At 49.4% G+C, this 23088-nt stretch carries 19 protein-coding genes and 1 tRNA gene; 4 read left to right on the top strand and 16 right to left on the bottom strand.

The features are described from left to right. The first annotated feature begins 39 nt into the window (after positions 1–39). Together Q8K39_RS13845 and Q8K39_RS13840 are read left to right on the top strand one after the other, a co-directional pair. Positions 40–720 carry a Fe2+-dependent dioxygenase gene (locus Q8K39_RS13845; protein WP_186954578.1) on the top strand — a complete coding sequence of 227 codons (681 nt, stop codon included), beginning with the start codon at positions 40–42 and terminating at the stop codon, positions 718–720. 543 nt (positions 721–1263) lie between these two features. Then, positions 1264–2301: an acyltransferase gene (locus tag Q8K39_RS13840; RefSeq protein ID WP_305261040.1), complete on the top strand. Its 1038-nt coding sequence runs from the start codon at positions 1264–1266 to the stop codon at positions 2299–2301. 20 nt (positions 2302–2321) lie between these two features. Here Q8K39_RS13840 and Q8K39_RS13835 read toward each other — a convergent pair whose 3' ends face one another. The 11 genes from Q8K39_RS13835 to Q8K39_RS13785 all read right to left on the bottom strand — a co-directional run bounded on the left by Q8K39_RS13835 (position 2322) and on the right by Q8K39_RS13785 (position 13145). Continuing rightward, positions 2322–3536, bottom strand: a complete 1215-nt coding sequence (locus Q8K39_RS13835) for a glycosyl transferase (RefSeq protein WP_305261038.1) — start codon at positions 3534–3536, stop codon at positions 2322–2324. Beyond that, entirely contained in the window at positions 3533–4687 is a 1155-nt protein-coding gene (gene wecB, locus Q8K39_RS13830) for a non-hydrolyzing UDP-N-acetylglucosamine 2-epimerase (protein ID WP_305261036.1), read from the bottom strand. Before wecB ends, Q8K39_RS13835 begins: the two co-directional genes overlap by 4 nt. 53 nt (positions 4688–4740) lie before the next feature. After that, the gene (locus Q8K39_RS13825) at positions 4741–7293 is read right to left on the bottom strand and encodes a methyltransferase domain-containing protein (protein ID WP_305261035.1); all 2553 of its coding nucleotides are present in this window, start codon (positions 7291–7293) and stop codon (positions 4741–4743) included. A gap of 45 nt (positions 7294–7338) precedes the next feature. Beyond that, positions 7339–8682: an ABC transporter ATP-binding protein gene (locus tag Q8K39_RS13820; RefSeq protein WP_305261033.1), complete on the bottom strand. Its 1344-nt coding sequence runs from the start codon at positions 8680–8682 to the stop codon at positions 7339–7341. Continuing rightward, on the bottom strand, positions 8672–9499 hold the full coding sequence (locus tag Q8K39_RS13815; RefSeq protein ID WP_305261031.1) for an ABC transporter permease: 828 nt from the start codon (positions 9497–9499) through the stop codon (positions 8672–8674). The genes Q8K39_RS13820 and Q8K39_RS13815 overlap by 11 nt, the downstream gene beginning before the upstream one ends. Before the next feature lie 676 nt (positions 9500–10175). Further along, complete coding sequence (locus Q8K39_RS13810) at positions 10176–10316, bottom strand: hypothetical protein (RefSeq protein WP_305261030.1); 141 nt, start codon at positions 10314–10316, stop codon at positions 10176–10178. After that, positions 10313–10594, bottom strand: a complete 282-nt coding sequence (locus tag Q8K39_RS13805; RefSeq protein WP_305261029.1) for a helix-turn-helix domain-containing protein — start codon at positions 10592–10594, stop codon at positions 10313–10315. Before Q8K39_RS13805 ends, Q8K39_RS13810 begins: the two co-directional genes overlap by 4 nt. Positions 10595–10656: 62 nt before the next feature. Beyond that, on the bottom strand, positions 10657–10851 hold the full coding sequence (locus Q8K39_RS13800) for an AlpA family transcriptional regulator (RefSeq protein ID WP_305261027.1): 195 nt from the start codon (positions 10849–10851) through the stop codon (positions 10657–10659). Positions 10852–10963: 112 nt separating this feature from the next. Beyond that, a complete protein-coding gene (locus Q8K39_RS13795; RefSeq protein WP_305261025.1) occupies positions 10964–11995 on the bottom strand; it encodes a hypothetical protein in 1032 nt (343 codons plus the stop codon). Positions 11996–12087: 92 nt separating this feature from the next. Further along, positions 12088–12753, bottom strand: coding sequence for a site-specific integrase (locus Q8K39_RS13790; RefSeq protein ID WP_305261023.1), 666 nt, complete (start codon positions 12751–12753; stop codon positions 12088–12090). Between the two features lie 302 nt (positions 12754–13055). Then, positions 13056–13145, bottom strand: a tRNA-Ser gene (locus Q8K39_RS13785). A 321-nt stretch (positions 13146–13466) separates the two neighbouring features. On the opposite strand from Q8K39_RS13785, the gene Q8K39_RS13780 reads away from it, so the two are divergent. Beyond that, on the top strand, positions 13467–15236 hold the full coding sequence (locus Q8K39_RS13780; RefSeq protein ID WP_305261064.1) for a GGDEF domain-containing protein: 1770 nt from the start codon (positions 13467–13469) through the stop codon (positions 15234–15236). A 70-nt stretch (positions 15237–15306) separates the two neighbouring features. Here Q8K39_RS13780 and serS read toward each other — a convergent pair whose 3' ends face one another. The 5 genes from serS to Q8K39_RS13755 form a co-directional block, all read right to left on the bottom strand. Continuing rightward, complete coding sequence (gene serS, locus Q8K39_RS13775; RefSeq protein ID WP_186954565.1) at positions 15307–16602, bottom strand: serine--tRNA ligase; 1296 nt, start codon at positions 16600–16602, stop codon at positions 15307–15309. Positions 16603–16708: 106 nt separating this feature from the next. After that, a complete protein-coding gene (locus Q8K39_RS13770) occupies positions 16709–18148 on the bottom strand; it encodes a DUF4139 domain-containing protein (protein ID WP_186954564.1) in 1440 nt (479 codons plus the stop codon). A 36-nt stretch (positions 18149–18184) separates the two neighbouring features. Further along, complete coding sequence (locus Q8K39_RS13765; RefSeq protein ID WP_305261020.1) at positions 18185–19489, bottom strand: replication-associated recombination protein A; 1305 nt, start codon at positions 19487–19489, stop codon at positions 18185–18187. Between the two features lie 6 nt (positions 19490–19495). Beyond that, the gene (gene lolA, locus Q8K39_RS13760; protein WP_186954562.1) at positions 19496–20218 is read right to left on the bottom strand and encodes an outer membrane lipoprotein chaperone LolA; all 723 of its coding nucleotides are present in this window, start codon (positions 20216–20218) and stop codon (positions 19496–19498) included. Continuing rightward, on the bottom strand, positions 20169–22511 hold the full coding sequence (locus Q8K39_RS13755) for a DNA translocase FtsK (RefSeq protein ID WP_305261016.1): 2343 nt from the start codon (positions 22509–22511) through the stop codon (positions 20169–20171). The genes lolA and Q8K39_RS13755 overlap by 50 nt, the downstream gene beginning before the upstream one ends. Before the next feature lie 271 nt (positions 22512–22782). Between Q8K39_RS13755 and Q8K39_RS13750 the strand changes: the two genes are divergently transcribed. Beyond that, the coding region (locus Q8K39_RS13750) for an FAD-dependent oxidoreductase (RefSeq protein ID WP_305261015.1) at positions 22783–23088 on the top strand (306 nt) is incomplete at its 3' end.

The raw sequence follows: 23088 nt of genomic DNA, 5'->3' as shown, positions 1-23088 counted from the left end.
CTCACTCTCTTGAGGGGCTTTTTTTCTGGAGCAATAGCAATGATGCTACATATACCTGGCGTGCTCAGCCGTGAGCAAGTCAGCGCAATTCGCCAACGGCTGGACGCAGCAAACTGGGTGGATGGCAAACAAACAGTGGGTGCGCAAGGTGCCCAGGTTAAACGCAACCGTCAACTGCCTGAACATTCTGCACTAGCACAAGAACTGGGTCACATCGTTCTGGCTGCATTGAAAAACAACCCCATTTTTTTTGCTGCCGCCCTGCCATTGCGCATAGTCCCGCCACTGTTCAATTCCTATGCTGGCGGCGAACACTATGGCCTGCATGTTGATGGTGCGGTACGCAATGTCGCCAACGCCAACTACAGCCTGCGCACCGATGTATCATCCACTTTGTTCCTGTGTGACCCGGAAGACTATGACGGTGGCGAACTGGAAGTAGTCGACACCTACGGCACGCATGAAGTTAAATTGCCAGCCGGTGACCTGATACTTTACCCATCCACCAGCCTGCACCAGGTTCTGCCAGTCACACGTGGCGAGCGTGTTTGTTCTTTCTTGTGGACACAAAGCATGATACGCGATGATGCACGCCGTACCATGCTCTTTGAAATGGACCAAAACATTACCCGCCTGCGCAGCCAGCTTGGCGATAGCCATGAAGTGCTAAGTCTCACTGGCCAGTACCACAACCTCTTGCGTATGTGGTCCGAAACCTGAGTCTCTTCCTGATTTACACCAGCTTCACCCATTCCATCCCCGGCACACGCCGGGGAAGTTATTTTAGCGATTCAAACAGTCTTCGCAAAAAACACGTGGCTCGTTCACACCAGAAAAACCTGTCTGCGAACTCATGCCACGCACAAAGGCATACTTTGTCAGATCATCCGCCGGATAGCTACAAGCCATTTCTTGTGCAATCGGCCGTTTAACCATTGAAGATGATCAATGTAAAAACTGTGCAATTCATGAAACATCAAGTCCTGGGCAATCGCCATACCAAAAATGGTAAAGAGAACCATTCTTATTTATGCCAAATTGAGCGAACTTTGCAAACCTTTCAATCAATTCCTGGCTAGTCCCAGACTGTTCTGGCAGGCTTGAGGCGTGCATTTCCCCTATAATGGGTGTGTACCTCTGCCTTGCCTGTCTGCAGGTAGCGGAGTATCGGAAATTTTTTAGGCAGATTCAAGAAAACAGCAAATCCCATTAATCAGCATATGCGATTCAATAATTCTATCCGCCAGAAAACCCGGAGCATGGATGCTTAAGCCGTTTTCCGACTATGTCGCCAACAAGAGATTTGAATCCCTCGATGGTCTGCGTGCCATCAGCATCATTGCTGTCATCTGGCATCACACTGCCCCGGCTGGCGTCCATGCAATCCTGGCGGGTCTCGGTGCGCAAGGAGTGCAATTGTTCTTCGCCATCAGCGGTTTTTTGATCACGAGCTTATTGCTTAGAGAACGTGAACGCAATGGCAAGCTAGACCTCAAGGCATTTTACCTGCGCCGTTCCTTGCGCATCTTCCCGCTGTATTACGGCACGTTGTTGCTATACATAGGCCTGGTTTTTTTGCTTGAACGTCATACCGCTGTGGGCCAGGCTTTTTTCCAGAACCTGATTTACTTTGCCACCTACACGTCAAATTTATTTGTAGCCCTGGATGGGCGGGTGATTTTTTACTTTGCCTGGTCGCTGGCTGCAGAAGAGCAATTTTACCTGGTGTGGCCACCCTTGCTTTTGGTAGCTGGATCAGCCAAGCGAGCCAGCGTCATTCTCGCTATCGTCATTATTGCCTGCATCGCTAGTCAATTGCTGGGGCAACACAGCCTTGATGTGATTCAACTGCCTATTGTACTTGGCGCCTTGCTGGCGATAGGTTTGAATAACGAAACCGTATTTACTTCGCTTTACCGCATACTTGGCCAGACATGGTCTGCTCCATTGATATTTATTGCGCTTTTACTGTCTTTAATCAGCAATGCATTACCAGGCTTTGTTTCATCCATACTGTTTGCTGCCGTGGTTGGCGCTTGTGTCATACAGACGCAGCATCCTTTGGCACCCATACTCAGCTTCAAACCACTTGCCTACCTGGGAGCTATCAGTTATGGCATGTACATGTTGCACATGCTGTGCAAAAATTTTGTCAGCAAGCTTTTCAAGACATTCCAGATTGGTGACCCTGGCATCGCAGTTTTCCTGCTCACCATGCTCATCACCATCATCCTGGCCAGCATCAGTTACCGCTATTATGAATCGTGGTTCCTGCGCTTGAAAACACGCTTTGAGCGCTAGACTATAGAGCACTGCCAGATTCAAGCCCCCTGCCAGGAAAAATGCTCAAGCTTGGCAGTTGATCTTCTCCGCCCTCTTTGATCAATACCGGCATCAAACAGGGGGATCAAACTAGCAAACCGGGCTTGCCAGGAGTTATTGACCCTGAACTGCGCCAAACTCTCAGCGCTGCTGCGATGTAGCAAGCAATTTTTTAGCAAGCTGGAAAAATCCCTGCACTCATCATACAAAAACACACCCTCTTCTTCTGCCCGCAAGGACATTTCCCCAAAGTTGGAAGACAAAACCGGTATCCCCAAAGAACGGTATTCATAGTATTTAATAGGGTCCACCGATGCCGTCAGCAGTTTGCGCTTGAACGGAATCAATCCTACAGAAAATTTTTGCATCGCGCGCATTGCCTCCGCATGGCTGCAAGCCGGCAGGATTTGCACATTGTCAGGCAATGCGCATGGCGGTGGCGTGAACACAGGACCTATCAAGCGGACACGGGCCTGCGGATCGCTGATGCTCAATGAGGACGCTAGGCTCACCACTGCTTCCCAGTCAAACCAGTGGCCTATGGTGCCAACATAGCCATACACAGGGGCCTGTATGGATCTTGGCAATGCAGGCGGCAAATTATCACTGTCACAGGCATTCAAAATCAAACTGAGTTTGTCGTCATGTGCAGAAAAACGCGATACGGCACTGGAGGAAACGACAATTTTATTCACCCTGCCAGCGAGATGCCGTTCAGTAAATTCCATGGCCTTGCTGGAAATCCCCTCATAGAATGCAGGAAAATCATCCATGGCATCGTAAAGGGAAGGCAATTCAGGATGTCGTGCCATGGCTTGCAAGGCCAGCTTGGAAGGTTTGCCCACCACAATCTGCGCCCTGCCACCAGCGACGAAACTGTCTATCTCTGCCATGGTCTTGCGCCACATCCATTGATGCAAATAACCTGATGCGGGCAATGGTTCTATGGGCAGTGCCGCCACTTCCACCAGTTTCAGCCAGTCTGCCTTGAGCGGATTTTCCTGTGTTTTCACAGTTGAACAAGAGCGCGGCTTTTGTGCCATTTTCGCTGCAAGAATGCGTTGCACATCAGCTATACCTGGCAAGCGCGTAGGATAAGGATCTACCCACAACACCCTGGCTTTAAATTGCTGATGAAACCACTGTACAAACTGATGCGGTCTTTGTGCAAAGCTATGCCAGGGCACTGGCGAGAAATAGACGAGGCGCATCATGCAGGCTCAATCTCAAGCTCAACTTCTACCCCCTGAAGTACAGGCGACTTATGACCAGAAAAATGTTGCTGCAACACTTGCACGATACGTCCTGCAGCCAGGCCATCACCATAAGGCGATACCCCTCTGGCCATGGCACGATAGGCTACTTCATCGTCCAGCAGGATTTGCGCTTCAGCGACGATATTTTCAAAATTGGCACCAACCAGTTTCACTACCCCCTGCTCTACCGCCTCTGGTCGCTCAGTTTCTTCACGCAAGACCAAAACAGGTTTTGCCAGAGCGGGTGCTTCTTCCTGTACTCCACCAGAATCACTGATGATCAGGTAAGCGCGTTTCATGGCAGCGACAAATGGCGCATAGTCCAGTGGCTCACATAAATGTATATTGGCGCACTTGCCCAGCGTAGCATGGGCAACTTCCTTAACATTTGGATTTGGATGAACAGGATATAGGAATTGCACATCCGGGTTATCTGTCGCCAGTTTCAGAATGGCGCGGCAGATATGCGCGAAAGGCTCACCAAAATTTTCACGCCGGTGAGAAGTCACCAATACCAGGCGCTTGCTGGCATCCAGGTCTATGCCCAGGTCCAGTTCGCGTTCAGCCGTCATCAAGAGTGCATCGATGACAGTATTGCCGGTGACGATAATGTCTGCATCCGACACACCTTCTTTCAAGAGATTTTGACGTGAGCTTTCGGTAGGTGCGAAATGCCAATGAGCGAGGCGGCCTGTCAGTACGCGATTGATTTCTTCAGGAAATGGATTATCCCTGTCCCAGGTACGCAAACCAGCTTCCACATGGCCTATGGCTATTCTGTGATAGAAGCAAGCCAGCGAGACCGTCATCACTGTCGTTGTATCACCCTGCACCAGAACTACATCCGGTTTTTCTGCCAGCAGGACTTCATCCAGGTCGAGCAACATGCGGCCAGTCAGCGTGGTCAGCGATTGATTCGGACGCATCATGTTCAAATCGATGTCGGCTTCAATATCAAAGAAAGCCAATACCTGATCCAGCATCTGGCGGTGCTGGGCAGTTGCCAATACCCGCACTTGCGCCCATGGCTGCTGTTGCAAGGCCAATATTACCGGAGCCATTTTGATGGCTTCAGGACGTGTACCGACGACACACAGTATTTTTTTCATGATGATGTTTTCTTTCTGATTCAGAAATTTCTGAAAATGATATTCAATGACTATCAAGCCTTTTCAAAGGCTTTCTCCATGGCTCTGGCACGGCAATCCCAATCATTGGCGTCTGCCAATTGCGCCAGGCGCTGGGTAAATACAGGGTCGTCTTTTACCGCAAAGGCCGCATCCAGCGCATCGCTGAGTGCTTCCACGCTATTGCCGGAAAATACTTCTTCAAAAGCGACGCACTCTTCCATGTCCCTGGTAACGACGACAGGTTTTTCCAGGGCAAAGTATTCAAACAATTTGAGTGGTGAAGTCGTACGGGCAATTTCACCTGGTGCGAACGGGATAAAGCAGACATCAAACTGGCGCGCATAGGCTGGCAATATCTGGTAATCAACCGTGCCCATATACAAAAGATTGTCGGCTTTAAGCAATTTCTCTGAACCACCGTAATAATCAGGTCCGATAAATACAAAGCCAAGATCAGGGCGACTAGTGACCAGATCGGCCACCGCCTCATACCAGAGCCAGGGGGCCAGCGCGCCAAAATAACCAACCACTTTGCTGTACTTGCTGCGGAAGCTTTTCAAATTTTGTGGCAATGGCGTGCTCAAATGCTTGGGGTGGCGATAGTGCATGGTATCCACACCGTTTTGCGCGAGGATGACCTTGTCTGCACCGACGGCAGCAATGGCTTCAGCTTCCAGTTTCCTGGCGGATGCCACGACATAATCGGCACCGCCATTGAAAGCAAAATCTTTCAGCGCCAACAAGCGCCGCACATTTTCTGCATCGCCACTGATTTGCGGATCAATGTGATCTATGTATTCATAGACCAGGGTGCCACGCTTGCCATTTTCCAGCAGCAGTTCGGGGGTGTTCGCATATGCAGTCGAATACAGGGAGCGCGTCACATCCTGCAATTGATTGACTTCATGACGATTGGTGATCCAGACATTTTTCACCACTTCCCTGCAACCCTGCACATCATCTCCAGCCCAGTTGTCGGTGCGATAAATCACCAGGTAACCAAGGCGGCCAAAGGCAGCGGCTATATGCTGTGGACGTTGATACAGCGGCACATTCCAGTCGATAACCAGTTCTTGCACGAAGATGCCTTTGTAATCAGCGCGATGTGACAACACTTGTTGCTGAAACTCGGGCCAGCTCAAATCCTTGTTTGTTGATTTCGTTACGACGGCATTGCCCGCAGCCGGCGTGGCTGCAGGCAGCCCAGCAACAAATGCCTGAGGCGCGGCACCATTGCTTGCTGGCGCAGTACGCACCCAGCGTACAAAGTCATGCCTGGGGCCATGCAGCGCCCAGCGCATTTTTGCTGGCAAACGCCAGAATACAAACTTTGCCAGGTCATACGAGGCACGCCCGGGACTTTGCACAAACTGTTTAGTGAAACGCAAAGGCCGCGTCAGTATCCAGGAATAAGACTGCTTCAAGGATTTGATGGCTTCTTCCTTGCCGTGCACATCCAGATTCAGCCTGGCCATTTGCGCATCGCGCACATCAAGTTGCTGCAATAATTTTGCATAGTCTTGCTCTTTTTGATGCAGGTTTTCTGACAATTGCTGATGGCTGGCATTGAGCTGCTGCAACTTCGCATCACGTATCGCAATTTCAGTTTGTGCTTCAGACTCTTTGCTCATCTGCGCTTGCAATTCGTGTTCGCAGCTTTGCAAATTCTCATTGAGAATGGCAATTTCCTGATTGCGCGCATCCATATCCTGCTGGATTTTTTCGCACTTCTCCACCAATCTGGCAAGAGCTTGTTGCTGTTGCTGACTGAATTGCTCATGCTGGCCTAGCATTTGTTGCTGATGGGAGTTTTCCAGGATCTGCTTTTCTTGCGTTTGCTGTAACTGCTGCAAGAGCAACTGATTTTTACTTAGTGCCTCTTGCAATTGACTCAGTTCAGAATGTGTATCCTGTTGCGCCACGTGTACCTGACTTAAGCGCAGGCCAAGTTTTTTAGTCCAGGCAGTATCTGCATACATCAGGATGACCTGGTCACCTTGCCACAAACTATTTTCCAGATTGCGACAATCGACCACCTTGGCCCAGATCAGGCTAAAACCATTTTCCAGTTGCAGCGGTATGTTTTCAGGAAGAAAAGAATAAAAATGCTCGCTATCGCGTTGCAGTTCGCGATAAGGCAAAGCCAGTACAACTGCTTTCCTGGCACGTTGACTGATGGTGTGCAAAACCTGGTAGGGTTGATGAAAATGCTCCAACGTATTCGAAGAAAATACCAGATCAAAATTATCCTGCCCAGTCGCGGCTTGCTCCAGCCAGTTGCTATTCACGAAATGCAAACCTGGGTAACGCGTGCTGGCTTGTTGAATCGCTGAAGCAGAAAAATCCACGCCAGTGATTTTTTCACAAGCCACATAGCTGGCCCAGACATCCGTGCCATCGCCTTGGGCGCAGCCCCAATCTGCCAGATTCAAATCTTGCTGGCGGATTTGATCCAGTAACCAGGACGGCAGATGTTGAATGGCCACTCTGGCAAAGAAGCGCGATTGCTGGTCGCCCTTGCAGGCCAACCAATCATTGCCAAATCGCGTATCCCAATACGCACGGGAATTAATTTCTGTTTGCATGTTTTTACTATCTATCACTGATGTGTACTGCTACTTTGATTTCGACTAGGCTGCCAATACTTGTTGCCTGGCACTCACGGTTGGCACAACTACCTCTTGCTCAATCGGCGGCTGGAACAAACCAAAGAAACGCTGATCGGCCAGAGAAGAGAAATAATGCGCACCCTCTATGTATTCGTAATAATGAATATCCCTGTGCAGACGGTTTTCTACCGCTGCCACCAGCAGATACTTACCAGTGACCAAGGGATTGGTAAGCTTGAAGCTGACTTCAAATTGTTCAGCATCGGGCAAGCGCATCGCTGCAAAATCATGCGTCGTCGATACGATAAGATCACTGCCTTTTAAATCCTTGATGGATACGGCAATACTTAAATGTTCTCGCGAGATGTTTGCTGGTATGCGCAAACTGATTTTGACATCCAGTTCACTACCCCATTCATGTACATCCCTGCGTGCGCCGTTTGTATCTAGCACAGACGCCGAAAGTATCAAGCCCTTGTGTGATCCCCAGTGAGTCGTGGGACGACTATCCAGAGCGACTTCTTCTGCACTATGCAAACTCCCTCTGATACCAGGCAAATCTCCGCCAGACATGGAGATGCTGGCAACTGCCTGCACTTTCTCATCTTCGTTAGTGGCCGCATCATCATCCTGGAACATCATTTCCATATAGCGCCCGGTAACAGGAAAGACATCCCCCTGCTCCAGCATGCAGCCCTTGTCCAGCCAGATGGCACGGTCGCACAGGGTGCGCACCGAACTGACGTCGTGACTGACAAACAGAATGCTGGCCCCGGTCTTTTGTATATCCTTGATACGGCGCATGCACTTGGCTACAAAGCGAGCATCACCAACTGCCAAAGCTTCATCAACGATCAGGATTTCCGGATCGACGTGAATGGCAATTGAAAAAGCCAGGCGTGCGTACATGCCGCTGGAATAGGTCTTGACTGGCTGATCCAGGAAATCACCTAACTCGGAAAACGCCAGAATTTCATCCATGCGACCCAGCATCTGCTCTTGCGGAAACCCGAGGATAGCTGCGTTCAATAAAACGTTTTCACGCCCGGTAAATTCGGTATTAAATCCTGCTCCCAGCTCCAGCAAGGCCGCGACCCTGCCATGCGTGGTGACTGTGCCCGAGGTCGGCGACAAGGTGCCGCATATCATTTGCAAGAGGCTGGACTTGCCACTGCCATTACGGCCTATGATGCCCACTGTTTCACCTGGCGCAATCTCGAAGGACACGTCGCGCAAGGCCCAGAATTCTCGGTAATAAGTTTTGGCGCGTGACAGCAGCATTTGCTTGAGCCTGTCCTGCGGCTTGTCGTAAAGGTGATAGCACTTGCTCAGTTGCTCTACCTTGATAGCAAATTTAGAGAACATCAGCAAACCCCTTACGCGTTTTTTGAAACCAGGCAAATCCCAACCAGGCAATCAGACCAGAAATGAAGAGATAAATCAGCCAGCTTTGCCAATCCAGGTGTTTACCCCAAATCATGGCATCACGACTTTGCTCTATCACCTGCGTCAAAGGACTCAACTGCACCACCGCACGAAAATCTTCAGGCAAGGCGACTATCGGATAAAACACGGGCGACAAAAAAGTCAGCACTGAGACAGCAACACCAACAACCTGATGGATATCACGAATAAATACTCCTAGCGAAGCCAGCAACCAACTCAAGCCCAAACTCAAGAGCACCAAAGGCAACAACACTGCTGGCAAATAGAAAATGGTCGCAGGCGGAATGCCAAAAAATATCGAGTAAAAAATCAACCAGACAGTCAAGCTGATCAATAAATGAAAACAGGCTGCCCCCATGGCAACCACAGGCAAAATCTCCAGCGGGAAGATGACTTTCTTGACGTAATTGACGTTACTGACGACCAGAGATGGCGAACGGTTGACGCATTCAGAAAACAAGCCAAACACCATCAGGCCAGCAAACAAAACCAGGGCAAACTCAGTCTTGGAGTCAGATCCACCTGTCCAGCGCGCCTTGAACACCACGCTAAATACAAAGGTATACACGGCCAGCATCAGCACGGGATTAAAGAAAGACCACAACAGTCCCAACAATGAGCCCTGATAACGGATCAACACTTCTCGCTGGATCAAACTCACTATGAGTCTGCGATGCTGTCTCAATGAAACTAGCAAGCTATAAGGCGTAATAGAGGGTACTGCGTGAGGATTCATTAAAAATGTCGATTCAAAAAATGTGCGCCATAATCATGGTCACAAAAAGCCATCCCTTCGCTAAAGCAAAGGTGATATGTAGATTCCCCAAAAAGGGCGCTTTGAATGCAAAGCATTCAAACAAGATTAATTTTTAATTTTTCCCAGTACAAAAAAAATGTACTGCGTTCTTGCCACGGCAAATAAATGCAGGCCGCTGCAAAGAGAAACACCTTGATTCGCTCGTATCGGGTGCTCAACTATTACGCAAAAAAAATGCTCAACAGATGAGTACTATTTCAAGAAGCGATTATACGAAGAGGGGTCGAAAAGAATTTCTGCCAAATGTCGCGTAATTGTATGTTATTTGTACAAGCAAGAATACCCGCTAAGTAGTTCCACGTAGAGAGTGCGTATCTACTTGCAGTCATGTGAGTGCGTCTATTCCTCTTGCAGTTGATTAATAAATGCGGTCCATCGCTACTGCAAAATAGCCGGCGGCGCAAAAACCAGGCAGAACAAGGAAGATTCTCAATCTTGAAGCGACGGGCGTACTAGCATGGGCGCTGCTTAACACGATCAATCGCGTTGCAAGTGCCTGGCTTTTCAGCACATCAAGCGGCAAAGGAAGAAATGTGCCATCGCCCCTCGCTTCCTTTGTCGCTTTTTATACGCGGTCTTTAGATCGGCTCATGATCTAGCCATCAGCATGTCGCCGCAGGTAGCAATAGACACCCCATAGCTCGATCAATCCCATGCTGGCGATGCCAGCGTCTATGCCTAGGTACGAAAAGCGCGTTAAGAGCAATTCCAGCTCGCTGATGAACGTGGGCTTCATGCTACCACCTCATCATCCGGCGTATCAAACAAAGAGTAAGACGCTTTGCCGCCGTAGATGTACTTTCCCACGCGATGCACTTTGCCGCAGGCGCTTTCTTCATACACCCACACCAAATCGACGATATGCCCTCGCTCAATCAAATTCAATTTGCGCGCTGGTGGGTGGAGAATGTCGAGATGCATGTTTGCCTCGATGGTAGAGACGCCACCAAGGGTTTGCATGGCGACTAGCAGGCGATGGCAGCGTATCTGTGTCAGTGCCGCTATGCTTGTCACGAATCTTTTCCAATGCCTCTTTGCGTAAGCTGGGGGTATTTTTTTTGTCCATGTTGCTCCCCTTATGCCTTGCGCGATGCTTTGACGCGTGCTTCGATAAATCCCGAAACATCGCTTTCCAGCCAACCCACGGCGCGTGCGCCCAGGTTGATCGGTGGTTTGAACTGCCCGTCTTTTATCAGGGAATAGATGATGCTGCATGATGAGCCTGTGCGCTGTTTTACTTGCGGTAGGCGGATGATGGTTTGCATAGTCATACTGTTTCTTTCTACGTTGTCCCCGCTGAGTTAATGCGGTGTATAGAGAGATTAAATGCGACTATTCGGTGAATAAAGAATGCTAATCCTAACTAGGAAATAGCTTACCTAATTAGGATTTTTTTGCCGCTTTCGTGATTTTTTGTGCTTCACTGAGTATCAATGCAATCGTGTCGATTCCTAGCGAGTGACCGATTGATTTAATTTGGTTCTCTACAATGGTTGCCGCTTTGTATGGCATATCTAAACTTAAATTTTGCTCTTTGCAAAGCGCTGCAATGACCTTCAATAGATTGTTGCGTTCTCGAGCACCTAAAGGCTTAGTGTTCTCATCCAGTGTTTTTGAGTGTTCGTTTTTCCTGATGCTGTTCTCAAGTTCTGCGAGTGCTTCGGTTCGTACAACAAAAATGCAATCTTCTGGAAGTCCGCCACGAGGATAGTAGTCATCCTCTTGCTTATATTTCTTTCTTTTCTCTAGATACTCCGTTCGCGATGTTTGATACGCGAGCCTCATGTCATTTGCTTTCGTTTCGTCGACATTCTCTTCGATTATTTTTTGCTCAATTAATTTTAGCTGGGCAGTTGAGCCACGTTGGTATTCGTTGTGGTCGAAGCTTTCCATTAGTTGACACATTATTGTGTCGCCATTAGAGATGAAAGCGCCATCGATATTCATACTCGTGATTTCGATACCATCTGTGCTCATGTAAATTCTGTGCTCCAAGTCTAGTCTCTCACCTCCGATCAAGGGAAGATCCCATATGCCTGAAATGGTCACTATTTCGTCACTTAAATTCAAGAATCGCTCGCCATCAATATTGAGGCTTTTCATGTAAGTTATAGGTTTTCCTATCGCTTCAACAGGAATGTTCTTAAGTGCTGCGGTCATTTCTATTGGAAACTCACCCCAGATTGCATTTTCAAAATCAACGACTGTTCCTTTTCGGACTGTTGTGCCATTTGCAATGTTGACTGAAAGTTTCAAGTGCCCATCTAGGCCTAACCTCAAAACGTCGATTTCGGTAACATTTTCACCAAAAACGATTGTTAGATGTTTGGCGGCTTCCTCTAAAGATAACCAAGCTTTTAATTGAAATAGAAATCCCAATTCATTTCCCCTTAGCCCTTTAAAAATGGAAACCATGCCAGCCAGCAAAAAGGGGCAATGCTTGTTTTCCCGCCGTCGCGGTAAGCATGGTTAAACTTGTGTGCTGCTGATTCTTTGCTGATTCGCATCTACGCGGCTGACTGCCCAAACCGCCCAGCAATCACGGCTCCCCCCTCTACCCCGTCTAAATAATCTGCCCAGCGCTGCATCATCTTTTTGCGCTCTTCTAAAAATTGCGCTCTGTCGTAGGCACTGGCGATTTTGTCTTTCTGTGCGTGGGCGAGCTGTCTATACACGACTTCATGAAGATAGCCCAGGCTTTCTTTCAAGGTAGTCATGGCTAAGGCTCTAAAACCATGCGTGGTCATCTTACCTTCATAGCCCATGCGGTTAAGTGCCATGCGGATAGCGTCGCCGCCCATGGGTTTGTGGTGGTCGCGTTGACTGGGGAAAAGGTAGGGGCTGCCACCTGTGTAGGTCCTTAGCTCGCGTAGCAGCTCCAGGCCTTGACGCGGTAGGCAGACGTGGTGATCAGTGGTATCAGGCGCAACCGCGAGCTTGCCGCGCTTCATGCGTTGCCAGGGGGTGATCCATTCGCCGGTATTTAAATTGATCTCGCTCCAGGGCGCAGTGCGTAGCTCGCTGCTTCTGACGAAGATCAAGAGCATTAAGCGAATGGCGACACGGGTTGACATGTAAAGGCGCGCATTGTTTTTACGTATGGCGGCGAGAAACGGCGGGAGTACTTTGCGGGCGATGGTAGGGAAGTGACCTGAGATGGAGGGTTTAAGCACGTCTTTGTGGTCTGCGGCCGGGTTCCGGTTCTCAATGCCGTGTTGATCAGCAAAAACAGCCTGCCGCCACCTGCCAGCTTATAGGGCTTGTCCCTGGCCTTGGCGTTTTTAGGCTCAACATCTGTCAGCGGCTTGGCGAGCGCGAGTATTCCCCTTGAGCGATCCGACTTGCACCCTGAAATTACCCACAAAGCAACAGGATATCACTGGACGTTAAAGGGGATTATAAAACAAAAAACCCGCGTTCTCACTAGGAGAATGGCGGGCTTTCTGCACGTTCTTGGACTTCTTAAAACTTGTCTTGGCGGAGAGGGGGGGATTCGAACCCCCGATAGGTTTGACCCTACGCCTGATTTCGAGTCAGGTACATTCAACCACTCTGCCACCTCTCCGGCTTTGGTTGTTCGCTATTAAACGAAGCCTTAGATTATAGCAAAAAAACTGCCCAAATCAAAATGAGTGTTTTGGCACGTCTATCAGTTTTGAATTGCCGCAAAGCAAGACGACATGAAGATGTCATAAAGCAAGACTATATTCTGGTGCAATGCAATAAGTTAGGCGACTTGCGTCTGCAGTGGCGCTTACTCGTATCAATTCAGGACTTGGCTTCAATGGAAAGTAGTTTAGTGGGGGATACTATGGATTATTTGTCTCAACAAAACCTGGTATCAGGGCAGGACATTGATCAATTTGGCGCACTATCAGCATCTTTGATGCTGGCGCAGTTAGAGCGCATCATTGAGCAAAGGCTACTGACCGCGCGCTTCCAACCCATAGTGCAAATGCAAAATGGCGATATTCTCGGCTATGAGGGTCTGATACGCGGCCCATCGGATAGCCCCTTACACTCGCCTGTCAATTTGTTCAAAGCAGCATGGGATAATAACTTGACGGTAACTGTAGAGCACCTGTGCCGCCGTATCGTGCTGGAGCAATTTGCCGCGCAAAAATTGCCAGGCAAGTTGTTTTTGAATGTCAGTCCAGAATGCTTGCTGCAAAGAGATGTACGCTACGGTGAAACACTGGATTATATTCATGAGTTGGGCATAAATCCTGAACGTGTCATCATCGAGTTGACCGAGTACCAACCCACGCATGACTATGCCTTGCTGTGTGAAGCAGTCATACATTATCGCGAGATGGGTTTTGAGATTGCGATTGATGACCTGGGCGAAGGATTTTCCAGCCTGCGCCTGTGGTCGGAGTTAAAACCTGACTACGTCAAGATCGACATGCATTTTATTCAGGGCATAGATCATGATCCGGTCAAGGCACAGTTCGTGCGCTCTATCCAAAGCATTGCTGAAAAATCGGGAACGCGGGTAGTTGCAGAAGGCATAGAAACGCATGCCGAGTTACTGGCTGTGCGTGACCTGGGTGTCGCTTGCGGGCAAGGTTACCATATTGCCCGCCCCCACCCTACTCCGGCGCGTGCAGTGTCGGCCGAAGTGGCGCGGGTATTGACGGCGAACCCGTATCAGGCTGCGCGGCGCGCATTTGGCAGTTTTGAGCAAACTGCTACGGTAGAAAAAATATTAAAGACACCACCAACTATTTCTTCACGCATGCTGAACAACCAGGTCGATGATATCTTTTTGCAGCATCCCAAATTGCAAATCATTCCAGTGGTAGACGATGGTGTTCCAGTTGGACTGATCAACCGTTATCATATGATAGATCGCTTTGCCCGCCCCTATCAGCGCGAGTTATATGGCAAGAAACCGTGTACGGTTTTCATGGAAGCGCATCCTGTTATCGTCGATAAAAATACCAGCATGCAGGATGTCAGCCATATTATCGTGGAAGCTAATCCTGAACATTTGATCAATGGCATTATCATCACCGACCAGGGGCGCTATATAGGTATGGGCAGCGGGCCGGATTTGATGCGCGAGATCACGCAAATGCAAATCAATGCGGCGCGTTATGCCAATCCATTGACGCAATTACCAGGCAATGTACCTATCAATGAACACATCGACGTATTACTGCAAAAGGACCAGACTTTCTGCGCATGCTATTGCGACCTTGATCATTTCAAGCCATTTAATGATGTCTACGGTTATCGCCGGGGTGATGACATCATACAAATGACCAGTGAAGTCCTAAAAAGACATTCTGATCCGCAACTGGATTTTATTGGACACATTGGCGGCGATGATTTCATCATCCTGTTTCGTAGTGCGGATTGGGAAGTACGCTGTCAGGCGATACTGGCAAGCTTTGCTGCTGCCATCTATGATTTTTACAGTAATGAAGACCGGGACCGCGGTGGCTACCTGAGTGAAGACAGGCAGGGGAAAAAAGTTTTTTATCCACTCGTCAGCTTGTCTTTGGGCGTGGTGAAATCCAGAGCAAATCGTTATTACTCCCACCACCAGATTTCTATCGCTGCTTCAGATGCCAAGAAGCAGGCAAAGAAAATTCATGGCAATAGCTTGTTTGTTGACCGCCGCTCTGAGATGGATTTGCTGGTTGGGTAAACCAGTCACGCAAACAAAAAAAACGCTTCACTTTATTTAGTGAAGCGTTTTTTATTGAAATAAAGACTGCTTAAGCTGCTGGTGCCAGTTTTTCCAAACCACCCATATATGGGCGCAAAGCTGTAGGAATGACGACAGAGCCATCAGCCTGCTGATAGTTTTCCAGCACCGCCACCAGAGTACGGCCAACCGCCAGCGCAGAACCGTTCAGGGTATGCACCAGCTCAGGCTTACCCTGGGCGTTGCGGAAGCGGGCTTGCATGCGGCGCGCCTGGAAGTCGAACATATTCGAGATGGAAGAAATCTCGCGGTAAGTATTCTGCGCTGGTAGCCACACTTCCAGATCGAAAGTCTTGCAGGCACCAAAGCCCATATCACCAGTACACAGGCTCATGACGCGGTAAGGCAGCTCCAGCTTGGTCAAAACAGCTTCAGCATGGCTCACCATTTCATCCAGGGCTTCCATGGACTTTTCTGGGTGTACGATTTGTACCATTTCGACTTTGTCGAATTGATGCTGACGTATCATGCCGCGGGTATCGCGGCCTGCGCTACCCGCTTCAGAACGGAAGCATGGTGTGTGTGCCGTCATTTTGATAGGCAAGACATCTGCAGCCAGTATCTCGTCGCGTACCGTGTTCGTCAATGTGACTTCTGAAGTCGGGATCAGGTAAAAGGTCTCGCCTGTGCCTTCTTGTCCGCCTTTTTTCACTGCGAACAAGTCTTCTTCAAATTTGGGCAACTGACCCGTGCCGCGCATGGAATCAGCATTCACCATGTAAGGTGTATACATTTCGGTATAGCCATGCTCCAGCGTTTGCATGTCGAGCATGAACTGGGCCAGTGCACGATGCAAGCGCGCCATGCCACCCTTCATGACTGAAAAACGGGAACCTGTCAGTTTGACTGCAGTTTCAAAATCCAGACCCAGGGCAGAACCGATGTCCACATGGTCTTTGACTTCAAAATCAAAAGCGCGTGGCGTACCAACTTTGCGCACTTCCACATTACCCGTTTCATCCTCACCGACAGCAACGGATTCATGAGGCAGATTTGGGATGGTTTGCAAGAATGCACTCATGCGTACTTGCAAATCACTCAAATGCGCTTCTGATGCTTTCAACTCTTCTGGAATGCTGGCGGCTTCAGCCATCAATGCGGAAGTATCTTCACCTTTGCTTCTCAGATTACCGATCTGTTTGGAGATGGTATTTTTTTTGCCTTGCAGCTCTTCAGTACGGGACTGGATTTGCTTGCGTTCGGCTTCGAGGGCATTAAATGTCTCTACATCCAGCTGGAACTTTCGGGTAGCCAGGCGCGCTGCCACATTGGCTACATCTTTGCGCAAAAGTTGAATATCTATCATGATTTTAAGTGCAGTGAACTAAGCTAATTGATTATTGTATCAAGGGATGGCCATTTCCCCTATTTTCAGATAAGGAGAAATGCCGTTCTTACATCGTACCTTTACATCAATACCTGACCAAGCTACGGTAAGTCAGCTTGGTATTACCCTCTGCAGGTACGCTGATTTTCCATACCGCAGTATTGCTGGCGCTCTTGGTATAAGGGTGGCTGCTGTTCAAGACTTGCCAGTCACCCGGCATGGGTTCTTGCACGGTAACGACGACGGCTTCTTTCTTTGCATTCTTCAATACCAGCTCATAGGCACTCTCAAATACATAATTGTATTTGCCTGTTCCTGCTAGTTTTTTGAAGTCTGTCTGCTTCTTGTCTGCCGTCACATCAAAAGCTTCGCCCAGTTTGAGGCGAACTTTTTCATTCTTTGGTGTGTGATCAACACTGTCTTCACCAATGAACTGGGCATTGCCTGCGCCATCTTTTTTGTAAACTCGCACTACACCTTTGGGTAAAGGCATGCCCAATTGAGAAGCTTCTTTATTGTCGAATTCGACAAAGACACCTATCTTCATTTTTTGACCAAGATCACCGTAACTGCTTTGGTAGTAATAGTCACTACCTGCCAGCAGCAACTCCTTGCGGGCGGGTACGCCAGAAGCACTCAGCAAGGCTACTTGTTTGGTCTGATTCTCTGCAATAGTGGTTGGTCTGTCCAGCGTGTAGAGATGGTACTCAAACAAAGATTCTTCTGCCATGGCTCTTTTGGCCATCATGGCTTTAGGGGCATCCATTTTGATAGCACTTCCAGCAACTTCTATTCTTTGCGTCACCTGATTGACGTCACCCGCCACCAGTTGCAACTTGGCATTGCGGTATGTCGTGCCACTAGTATTGCCCAGCGTGACCCAGCCTGAAATATCAAGCTTGTCATCAGCAGCATTCAGTTCGACGACATAATCTGCCTTCCAGGACAAACCGCCAGTCAGGTAGCTGAGTTCTACATCCTGTTGCTGTGCACCGTTGTTATCGAGTGCCATGACCAGAGTCGGGCGATCACGCAAATTTGCTGGTACATCTGGATAAATGATGCGGCCTGGCATACCGGTTTCTATGCGGTCGCCTATCTTCAACACCACGCCATTGTTGGCTGACAAGACTTGTGCAGATTCTGTGGTCTCTACACCAGTTGCCGGGTTGGTGCGGACGATGCTGACATTGCGGCCTACATATTTTTCCAGCAGTTTTTGCGGAGTCAGCAAATCAAAATTAAAATTTTGCTCCACAACTGACAAACTGCCTGGGGCTGACAGGCTGCGCAGCAAAGCAGTTTCAGCACGCATTTTGGCACTGACATCACGGAAAGCCAGCGCGCTTGTTCCGCGCTTCAAAGGCAGCTTGCGCTGATCCTTGATCAGTGCAAGGTTTTCATTGTAGATCGTGACCGCGACTTCTTTCTGGTCAGCCAGGGTACTGCGCTGCTCTTCTGACTGGGCATAGGCACTGCCAACCAGGGACAATAGCAATATGCTTGCGGTAAAGGGTTTATGCATGATTATCCTTGATAAGATATTTGGTTTGCTGAGGCACTACTTATTAGCTTGATCATCCAGACTACGTAAATAGGCGAGTTTTTCTGCTATCTTGATTTCCAGCCCACGTGGTACAGGGTGATACCAGGATTCGTTTTCCAATCCTTCTGGCAGATAGGTCTCACCTGCTGCATAGGCATCTGGCTCATCATGGGCATAGCGGTACAATTTGCCATAGCCCAGTTCCTTCATGAGCTTGGTCGGGGCATTGCGTAAATGTTCTGGCACGACACGTGACTTGTCTTTGGCAACCATGGCGCGCACGGCATTGTAGGCTTTATAGACTGCATTCGATTTGGCAGCACAAGCCAGATAGATTACCGCTTCTGCCAGGGCCAGTTCGCCTTCGGGTGAACCCAGTCTTTCGTAGGTTTCTGCCGCATCGAGGCAAATACGCAAAGCGCGTGGATCAGCCAGGCCGATGTCTTCCGAGGCCATGCGCACGATGCGTCTGGCCATATAGCGTGGGTCGGCACCGCCATCCAGCATACGCACCAGCCAGTACAGGGCTGCATCAGGATTGGAGCCGCGCACTGATTTATGCAGGGCAGAAATCTGGTCATAGAAGGCATCGCCGCCTTTATCGAAGCGACGCAAGGCATCGCCCAGGCATTCACCGAGCAAACCCTGGTCTACAGTATCAAGATGCTTGGCGACCGCCGCATGGGCAACGATATCGAGATTATTCAGCAATTTGCGACCATCACCGTCGGCACTGGACACCAGGCTGGCCATTGCTTCGGCCGTCAATTTCAAGCCATCCAGTTCACACTCGCAGGCGCGTACCACCATGGCCGTCAGATCTTCATCGGTCAGTGACTTCAAGACATATACTGAAGCACGCGAAAGCAAGGCGCTATTGACTTCAAACGATGGATTTTCCGTCGTTGCACCGATGAAGGTGAACAAGCCACTTTCCACATGCGGCAAGAAGGCATCTTGCTGGCTCTTGTTGAAACGATGGACTTCATCAACGAACAGGATGGTTCTGCGATGCGAAGTTGCCTGCAATATCTGCGCGCGCTCTACTGCTTCGCGTATGTCCTTGATACCAGACAAAACTGCCGACAAGGCGATGAATTCACATAGAAAAGCATCAGCCATCAGACGCGCCAGCGTAGTCTTGCCCACGCCTGGCGGCCCCCACAATATCATGGAGTGTGGTTCACCTGATTGAAATGCCACGCGCAAAGGCTTGCCCTCGCCCAGGATATGCTGCTGGCCTATGACATCATCCAGCGTGGCCGGGCGCATGCGCTCTGCCAGTGGTGCAGGCTTTTTGCGCGTATTATTGTGCAACATACTCATCTATTGGCGAAATACATCAGCACCAGCGGGTACAATAAACTTGAATTCATCTGGTTTCAGACTGGGGTTTTTTTCCAGATTTTTCAACGTCAATATGGAAAATTGACCAAAATTATCACGCAATTCCAGCGCCACAGGCACACCATCTTTCATGCCTATACCGATGCGTTCAAACTGCGTATCTTTGGCTTTGGGAGTGGCTTCCAGCCATTCCATGCCTTGTTTGGCACCGACTTCCTTGAAGCTGAAATTTTTATCCAGATCTGCCGTGCCAGCACTACCAAACAAGATAGCCGCCGGACTTGAGCCAAGCGCATTGCCCAGCGCCTTGACGGTGACCTGGTTTAAGTCTTTGTCGTAGATGTACAATTTATCACCATCGGCTTGCAAGATTTGCTCATAAGGCTTGGTATACGCCCAGATAAACTTGCCTGGCCGGGAGAAGATAAAATTGCCACTGGTAGTTTTGCTGATCTTGGGATTGCCATCGACCATTTTTACTTGTTGCTGAGTAAATTCCCCCCTAGCACTTTTATTATTAGTGACAAAAGACTTGAATTGATCAACTGCAGATGCTGATGCCAGCGCTGGCATCAGGGCCAGCGCGATGACGCCAGCTGCTATCTTTGCCATCATGGTAGTTTGTTTCTTCACTGATTGTCCTGTTCTATTGCTACTCTGTTGCTGTGTTCCCGGCTGGGACCAGGATTTCGCGGTTACCATTAGACTGCATGGTAGATACGACACCGCTTTGTTCCATTTGTTCCAGCAAACGGGCGGCGCGATTGTAACCGATACGTAAATGTCGTTGAACCAGCGAGATCGAGGCGCGGCGGTTCTTGAGTACGATGGCAACTGCCTGATCGTAGAGCGCATCTGCTTCACCACCCCCTGCGCCTGCATTCTCTCCACTCGCTTCACCACCTTCTTCCAAAGTGCCACCCTCCAGTATGCCTTCTATGTAATTTGGTTCACCTTGAGATTTCAAATATTCAACCACGCGATGCACTTCTTCGTCAGATACAAAAGCACCATGGACGCGGATAGGCAAGCCTGTGCCTGGTGGCATGTAGAGCATATCGCCCATACCCAGCAAGGCTTCAGCCCCCATCTGATCAAGAATGGTGCGCGAGTCTATCTTGCTGCTAACCTGGAAAGCGATACGGGTAGGGATATTCGCCTTGATCAGACCGGTGATCACATCTACTGATGGTCTTTGCGTCGCCAGTATCAGATGCAAGCCTGCGGCACGGGCTTTTTGCGCGATACGGGCGATTAGTTCCTCTACCTTTTTACCGACTACCATCATCAGATCAGCCAACTCATCAATAATAATGACGATGGTTGGCAATTTTTCAAGTGGCTCTGGCGCATCTGGTGTCAGACTGAATGGATTGGGGATATGCACTTCCTTGCGGGTTGCCTCGGCAATCTTGGTGTTATAGCCAGCCAGATTACGCACACCCAGCTTGGACATCAGCTTGTAACGACGCTCCATCTCTGCCACCGCCCAGTTCAGGGCGTGGCCTGCCTGGCGCATGTCAGTGACTACTGGTGCCAGCAAATGCGGTATGCCTTCATAGACTGACATTTCCAGCATTTTTGGATCGATGAGTATCATGCGCACATCATTCGGATCTGACTTATACAGTAGCGACAAGATAGTGGCATTGATACCCACAGATTTACCGGAACCTGTCGTACCTGCCACCAGCAAATGCGGCATCTTGGCCAAATCTGCACAGATAGGAAGACCGCCAATATCCTTGCCCAATGCCACAGTCAGGCTCGATGCGCTGTCGTTATAGACCTTGGACCCCAAAATCTCGGTCAGGCGCACGATCTGGCGTTTGGGGTTGGGCAATTCCAGGCCCATGAAATTCTTGCCGGGTATGGTCTCGACCACACGTATCGATGTTAATGACAAAGAACGCGCCAGGTCACGTGCCAGATTGACGATCTGACTACCCTTGACGCCGGTAGCCGGCTCAATTTCATAACGAGTAACGACAGGACCAGGATAGGCCGCCACCACCTTGGCATCGACACCAAAGTCTGAGAGTTTCTTCTCGATCAGGCGGCTGGTGAATTCCAGGGTTTGCACGCTGACAGTTTCTTGGACTGGTGGTGACTCATCCAGCAAAGACAAAGGCGGCAAATTGGTATCTGGCAGCTCATTGAATAAAGATACTTGTTTTTCTTTTTCGACGCGCTCAGAGCGCTGAACGGCGACTACTTGCGGTTCTATGCGGATAGGTGCGGCCTCTACTATCTTGGCTCTTTCCTGTACCACGACTTCTTCACGCTTGACGGCTGCGGTCTGGCCCGCGCGCCTGTCTTCGGCATCTTCATGCTTGTTTTGTACAAAGACAAACAGCAATTCGATGCCTGTCCCTATACGTTCAACGATAGTTAGCCAGGATACGTGGAAGTAGAGGCTAATACCCAGAGCTATCATCAACAACAAGGCCAGCGTCGCACCAGTAAATCCCAGCGCGGCAAAACCGGCATTGCCAATCAGCTCGCCCAGCACCCCACCTGGCCCCAGCGGCAAGGCCACTTTGAGACTATGCATGCGCAAATATTCCAGCCCCATGCTGCCTGCCAATAACAAACCAAAGCCGACATTACGGACCAGAATTTCAGGGAAGCCTACATCCTCTTCAGGTTCAGGGTTGAGCTTCACCCTCTGCGACAGATTGCTATAGGATATCCATACCTGGCGGCAAGCAAATACACACCACCACCAGGCAGACATACCAAATACATAAAACAGCACATCGGACAGCCAGGCACCAAATTTGCCAGCTACATTTTGTATGCGCGGAATATCCACCGACCTTGACCAGCCAGGGTCTTGGGTCGAGTAACTTGCCATGATCAGTATCAGGCAAATGCAAAATGCGGCCAGCGCTATCCATTTCGCTTCCATCAAAAGTACCAAAAAGCGATTTGGCGGCGCTGCAGGTGCAGCAGCTTTTTTGCTTCGAGTATAAGCTTCGTTACCAGTAGTCATAAAACAGAGAGCAACCTCATTCGGACAGCCTTCAAAAGCTGACAAGATAGCATGAAGCCGTGCATGCGCCAAACATGTGCGCTGTAACAGTTGAAACAGATATGCCAGCCTGGCGCCCACGGCGGGAAGACGACCACTGTGAGGATAGTCTATAATTTAGGCTTATCTCAGGATAACGATGCAAAATCAGCAAAAAACTTGAAATTTGCATGAAAAACGCCATCTATTGCCAGCAACTCAGCTACTCCTTCAACTTTTTATCAGGTCTGCTATGTCCACACCCAAACATGCTCGCGTCTTAATTCTTGGCTCTGGCCCTGCAGGCTATTCTGCTGCTGTGTATGCTGCCCGCGCCAATTTGAACCCTGTGCTGATCACGGGTGTAGAACAAGGCGGCCAGTTGATGACCACGACTGACGTCGAAAACTGGCCCGCCGACCCTATGGGCGTACAAGGCCCTGAACTGATGCAGCGGTTTTTGCAACACGCAGAACGTTTTAATACTGAAATCATTTTTGATTACATCCATACCGCCAAGCTCGATGAAAAACCGATACGCCTGATTGGCGACCAGGCG

The organism is Undibacterium sp. (assembly GCF_030683615.1).
Lineage (GTDB): Bacteria > Pseudomonadota > Gammaproteobacteria > Burkholderiales > Burkholderiaceae_D > Undibacterium > Undibacterium umbellatum.
Note: the sequence above shows the minus strand (reverse complement) of the source record. Positions and strands in the feature narration are given on the sequence as shown.

Bases quoted from the DNA above. Each gene is read 5' to 3' on its own strand.
- Q8K39_RS13795 (WP_305261025.1), bottom strand. From the start codon at position 11,995: ATGGTTTCCATTTTTAAAGGGCTAAGGGGAAATGAATTGGGATTTCTA.
- Q8K39_RS13840 (WP_305261040.1), top strand. From the start codon at position 1,264: ATGCTTAAGCCGTTTTCCGACTATGTCGCCAACAAGAGATTTGAATCC.
- Q8K39_RS13815 (WP_305261031.1), bottom strand. From the start codon at position 9,499: ATGAATCCTCACGCAGTACCCTCTATTACGCCTTATAGCTTGCTAGTT.
- Q8K39_RS13825 (WP_305261035.1), bottom strand. From the start codon at position 7,293: ATGCAAACAGAAATTAATTCCCGTGCGTATTGGGATACGCGATTTGGC.
- serS (WP_186954565.1), bottom strand. From the start codon at position 16,602: ATGATAGATATTCAACTTTTGCGCAAAGATGTAGCCAATGTGGCAGCG.
- Q8K39_RS13770 (WP_186954564.1), bottom strand. From the start codon at position 18,148: ATGCATAAACCCTTTACCGCAAGCATATTGCTATTGTCCCTGGTTGGC.
- wecB (WP_305261036.1), bottom strand. From the start codon at position 4,687: ATGAAAAAAATACTGTGTGTCGTCGGTACACGTCCTGAAGCCATCAAA.
- Q8K39_RS13800 (WP_305261027.1), bottom strand. From the start codon at position 10,851: ATGACTATGCAAACCATCATCCGCCTACCGCAAGTAAAACAGCGCACA.
- Q8K39_RS13845 (WP_186954578.1), top strand. From the start codon at position 40: ATGATGCTACATATACCTGGCGTGCTCAGCCGTGAGCAAGTCAGCGCA.
- Q8K39_RS13835 (WP_305261038.1), bottom strand. From the start codon at position 3,536: ATGATGCGCCTCGTCTATTTCTCGCCAGTGCCCTGGCATAGCTTTGCA.
- Q8K39_RS13780 (WP_305261064.1), top strand. From the start codon at position 13,467: ATGCTGGCGCAGTTAGAGCGCATCATTGAGCAAAGGCTACTGACCGCG.
- lolA (WP_186954562.1), bottom strand. From the start codon at position 20,218: ATGGTAACCGCGAAATCCTGGTCCCAGCCGGGAACACAGCAACAGAGT.
- Q8K39_RS13810 (WP_305261030.1), bottom strand. From the start codon at position 10,316: ATGAAGCCCACGTTCATCAGCGAGCTGGAATTGCTCTTAACGCGCTTT.
- Q8K39_RS13765 (WP_305261020.1), bottom strand. From the start codon at position 19,489: ATGTTGCACAATAATACGCGCAAAAAGCCTGCACCACTGGCAGAGCGC.
- Q8K39_RS13820 (WP_305261033.1), bottom strand. From the start codon at position 8,682: ATGTTCTCTAAATTTGCTATCAAGGTAGAGCAACTGAGCAAGTGCTAT.
- Q8K39_RS13755 (WP_305261016.1), bottom strand. From the start codon at position 22,511: ATGACTACTGGTAACGAAGCTTATACTCGAAGCAAAAAAGCTGCTGCA.